4 protein-coding genes are annotated in these 5,268 nt (G+C 32.4%); all 4 read right to left on the bottom strand.

Features of this window, described 5'->3' with window-relative positions; genetic code table 11:
• The coding region (locus VFS71_RS10295) for an MASE1 domain-containing protein (protein WP_326401118.1) at positions 1–806 on the bottom strand (806 nt) is incomplete at its 3' end.
• A 252-nt stretch (positions 807–1,058) separates the two neighbouring features.
• Positions 1,059–1,865 carry a hypothetical protein gene (locus tag VFS71_RS10290; protein ID WP_326401116.1) on the bottom strand — a complete coding sequence of 269 codons (807 nt, stop codon included), beginning with the start codon at positions 1,863–1,865 and terminating at the stop codon, positions 1,059–1,061.
• A 269-nt stretch (positions 1,866–2,134) separates the two neighbouring features.
• Positions 2,135–3,307 (bottom strand): pYEATS domain-containing protein, encoded by a 1,173-nt coding sequence (locus tag VFS71_RS10285; protein WP_326401114.1) that lies wholly within the window; start codon positions 3,305–3,307, stop codon positions 2,135–2,137.
• A gap of 316 nt (positions 3,308–3,623) precedes the next feature.
• Positions 3,624–5,268, bottom strand: a 1,645-nt coding sequence (htpG, locus tag VFS71_RS10280; protein WP_326401112.1) for a molecular chaperone HtpG, incomplete at its 5' end; no start/stop codon positions are given.

Raw genomic sequence — 5,268 nt, 5'->3', positions numbered from 1 at the left:
TAACCGAGGTATCCGTATATTGATGATAAAAGAGCAAACATGGAAGCCAAGATAGATACTCCTCTAATTCTAAAACGGAATGTGGCCCATAATAATACTATAATGAATAGGTATTGATCATTTGGATGGTCATAAGCAATTAGGACACAAACTAATACTGTTGCTAATCCTAATAAAATGGCTTCTAAAAGTGATGTTGAAATGATTTTTATGTGATGACGGTAGAACCAAGATATTATAAAAGGAGTTATAAGTATAGTACCTATTAAATCACCTTTCCATAGAGTTATCCAATTAGAAAGAAAGTGGTTTGGAGTACTTAATTCCCAATATGAAATAGCTGAAACGCATAAGAAAGAGCTGATGCCACAATATAAAACGCTAATTGCTAAAAAGGCGATAACTGAAGATCCTGTTTTTAATGGATATTCACCTTTGTTGATTAAATTAATTAAGTAAGAACTAATAATTACTCCGATTGCTACTCCAGTAGCTACAGATGCTGAGGAGAGTATGGTTTCGAGCAATGATTTGTCCAGCATTTTGCAAACATCCCAAAAGGAAAACATATTTGCGACAAATGATCCTATCCAAACTCCAGTTATAGCTTTTCGTCCTATAATTAATATGGCAGCAAGTGCAAATCCTACATCGGGGAAAATTGGGGAGAGATTGTCTGGGGAGACCGTTATTCTAAAGCTCAAAAAGGCAAGTACATTGAAAACAAATGCAACAAAAATAATTTTAAATAAAGAAGATTTTAAGTAAAAAGGAGTGTAATAATCGTTTGCATCTAATTTATACATAATGAATGGTTTTTTTTACTCTATTGAAATTCAGAAAACTAATGTAGCAAATTTAGTATTTAATTTTTAATTGTATTTTCTTTATGAACCTAAAAATCGTTTCTAGAATGTGTTTTTGCATAAAATTTTACTATGCGTTTCGTGTAATTAGTATGCCCAAATTTATCCAGTAGTATTTTAAGATTTAACCAAAAAAAATAGAGACTGTAGTTAAACAGTCTCTATAAAATATATTTTTAAATAAAATTGGAATTACATTGTAATAGGAAATTCAATTCCGTTTTGAGTATAAGTACCTTTATTATCACAATCTCCATTACCATAATTAATTGTTCCGTTCATAAGAGTACTCTCAACATTTAGTTTTCCTTTGGATACATAATCACAAGAGAAATTTTTAACTAAAGGTTCTAAAACAGTTAAAGTGATTTTTCCGCCGTTTTGTTTAGTAACTGTATGAGTTCCTTCAATCATTTCATATGTATTATCTTCTAAATTAAGTGTAGCAACACCACCAGTTTGTTTTATTGTGTAAGAACCTGCGTTTTGATACACATCACCTTTAGTATCTGTAAAAATTCCGTTGGTAACTGTTCTTGTCCATTGCGGTACAGTTATAGTTGTGTTTTTATATACAATTGTTCCTTCTACTTTATTGCCATTTACATAGTAGTCAACTCTTTCAACAGTCATAGTGCTGTTTGTTTCTGTAATATAATTAGAAAAAGTGATTTTCAATTTTCCTTTTCTAGTAATTCCATTTGTTGCGCAACCAGTTCCAAAATCTACATAGAAAGTTTTAGGAAAAGTAGATGTTTGTGGATCCATAGTTACGGTTGCACATGAACTGGTTAAAGATTTTCCTGTTTTTTTAGCAGTTAATTTATCGAAAGATACTTGAGTTCCTGTCTGAACATCCAATTCATTTATCACATCTATAGAAGCAGATGCAGCAACAGAACTATTGTCGGTAGCGCTCAAAGAATCTTCTTTAGTACATGAAATAAATAAAAAACAAGAAAGTGTAAATGCTGCTGATAAGTAAAAGCTTTTCTTCATAAAATTTTAATTTTTTGGTTAAGTTTATTGTTTTGGGTAGGCAAATTTATTATTTTAAATGAATTATTGATAGATATGACTGTTAAATATTGAGGAAAGCATTTTTATTTTGAAGCTTTTATTTAAAAGTCATATCTATCAACGAATTATTTTGAAATAAATTATTAAGTAATTGCGTATCAAACTTTTTTATATGCAGGGTTTTGATTTTTATTTTCAAAATCTGTAATGATTATTACTATCGCTTTTCTCTAAAAGGCAATTATAGGTTAGTGGAATTTGAAATGACTGGATACGTTTGATAACTCAGCCAAATCGAGTTCCAGTTCAGTAGTACCATCATCTACAAATGCCCCAACTGTAAAGGAGCCATAAGCGTAAAAATTAATTTCGGCAGATTGTTTTTCGACTTTTACGAGCTTGAATGGCGGGTCACCAAAAGTGTTATGCAAAGCAAATAATATAATGTCGCCCTTTTTTAATGGGTTGTCTTTCGGATTTGTAGAAACTACCTGCAGCTTTATTTTATACAGTCCTTTGGCTTCTTCAATGACATTTGCCTTTAATTCTCGTTCATTTTTTATGGCACTTGATTTCCATTGTCCTTTTTGAGGATCATCGTGATGGGTGATAAGGCCTTTGTGTAATTTCATTTTGGCTTCATCTATCATTTTATCCACATGCAATTTGACGTTTTCGTTCCCTTTTTTGGCTTCGCTAGAATCGATTAGATTTTTGATAACAGTTTGAATCTTGGCACCCGATAGGGAAGGTTCGTTTACTCTATCAATTAATGCTTTTGTCAATTGCTCTTTTTCTTGAACAAGACTTTGGATCTCGATAATTTTTTTGTCTTTTTGTTGGTTTTCTGCCTTAACTTCAAGAATCTTTTCTTTTGTAATTTCCAGTTCTCTCCGAATCAAATTATCATCTGTATATTTGTATTTATTGACACGAACCAAACGCATATAGTTATATCCGATAAATAAACCCAAAAAACCGAAATAGAAAAGGATGCCAATTGTGTATATATTCAACAATTGGCCTTCAAATTTTGAGGCTATCCTTATATATTCGGCAAAGGAAATGATATATCCGGGAATTTCTTTAAGATTGACTAATGCAAGCCCGAAAATTATTTTGGTAAGCCAATCTGAGATTTCAGATAAACCATTATTGAGTGAATAATTGTTTTCTTTTTTATTGTTTCGTTTGGGCATCCCAAATAAAATGCCAACGAAAAAAAAACTGGTAAATGAGGCTATTCCTAATGTCAGGCCAATAAAAAGAATTTTTCCGCCCATTTCTGGATTGGTGACTGGAAAACCGATAACGGGAACCATTCCCAAAAAAAGCCCAGTATATAATGTGAGTAAAACCGAAGTTTCGGCGTCTTTTCCTGTATTTTTTTCTTTCTCTAATTCCGTTTCGTTATTTATCATAAGCGTAGGTTTTAATTAGGTTCTAAATCAAATCAGTTTTAAATTGGTTTGCGAAGCTTAATTTTTTTAATAAAGAAATGAACTCATTTCCCGAAAAGGAGGGATGTTTTTTTAAGAAATAAACAATTCGTTATTTCTTTCAATTCTTAAAATTAAGTAAAAAAACAACATAAAAGAAGTGTAAATACTTATTTTAAGGGAATTTGCTTATTGATTTTTCAAAATAAGCACTAAAAAGCAATGATTTTAGAGATAAAAAAACCTGCAAGTTTGAGCTTGCAGGTTTGTGTTTTTCCTTTTGAAAAGGGAAATAAAATTATTTGATCAAATCAAAACTTCTTTTCACAAAAGCAGTCAAAGCTTCTCCTTTTAATAAGTTTTGAGACAATTTGGCCAAGTCCAAAGCTTGCTTCACCAAACTTTCTTGTGCAGATTTGTCTTTGTTGTTCAAAATGCTTGTAGCCAAATCCGAATTGGTATTAACAACCAAATTGTACATTTCCGGCATATTACCCATTCCGAACATTCCACCACCACCTGATTGACTCATTTCTTTCATTCTACGCATAAATTCTGGCTGCGTGATGATAAATGGAGCCGCTTCACTATCTAAAGCTTCAAGTTGTACGGTGTAAGTTTGTTTAGGAACGATAGTTTCAAGAACAGTTTTTAGACTTTCTTTTTCTTCTTCAGATAATTTAGAAATAGCAGCATCTTCTTTCTTGATTAAATTATCAATATGGTCAGAATCGACACGAACGAAATGCAATCCGCTGTTATCGCCTTCAATTTTTTGAATCAAATGTGAGATAATCGGAGAATCCAAAAGCAATACTTCGTATCCTTTGTCTTTTGCAATTTCTATATAAGAGTGTTGCGCTTCTTTGTTTCCTGCATATAAAACAACCACTTTACCGTCTTTGTCGGTTTGTTTTTCTTTTATTTTCTCTTTTAATTCTTCAAGAGTAAAATAAGTATCATCAACAGTTGGGTATAATACAAACGCTCCGGCTTTTTCATAGAATTTATCCTCAGAAAGCATTCCGTATTCAAGAACGATTTTGATATCATTCCATTTTTGCTCAAAATCTGCTCTGTTTTCATTGAACAAAGATTTCAATTTATCGGCAACTTTGCGAGTAATATAGTTGGATATTTTCTTTACCGCACCATCAGCCTGTAAACCTGAACGAGAAACATTCAAAGGGATATCTGGAGAATCAACAACACCGCGAAGCATCATCAAGAATTCAGGTACAATTCCTTCTACATTATCCGTTACGTACACTTGGTTTTGGTACAATTGAATTTTGTCTTTCTGAATTTGTAAGTCAGAACCTAATTTAGGAAAATATAAAATACCGGTTAAATTAAAAGGATAATCTACATTCAAATGAATATGGAATAATGGCTCCTCAAATTGCATCGGGTACATTTCACGGTAGAAATCTTTGTAATCAGCATCCGATAAATCTGTTGGTTGTTTTGTCCAAGCTGGGTTTGGATTGTTGACGATGTTGTCAATTTCAACTGTTTCAGCAACATAATCTTCTGGAGCACCCTCAGGTTTTGGAAGTGTTTGGGTTTTTGTTCCAAATTTAATTGGAATAGGCATGAACTTATTATATTTACTCAACAAGCCAGAGATTTTAAATTCTTCCAAGAATTCAAGAGAATCTTCTGCAATATGCAAGATAATTTCGGTACCTCTAGTCGTTTTGTCAGCTTGTACCAAAGTGAATTCTGGGCTTCCGTCACAGGTCCAATGTGCTGCTGGTTCGTCTTTGTATGATTTGGTTATGATTTCCACTTTTTCTGCTACCATAAAAGCGGAGTAGAAACCAAGTCCAAAATGACCAATGATTCCTGAATCTTTGGCAGAATCTTTATATTTATCCAAGAATTCTTCAGCTCCAGAAAAAGCTACCTGATTGATGTATTTTTCTACTTCATCGGCAGTC

This window comes from Flavobacterium sp. (genome assembly GCF_035760125.1).
Taxonomy (GTDB): Bacteria; Bacteroidota; Bacteroidia; order Flavobacteriales; family Flavobacteriaceae; genus Flavobacterium.
Note: the sequence above shows the minus strand (reverse complement) of the source record. Positions and strands in the feature narration are given on the sequence as shown.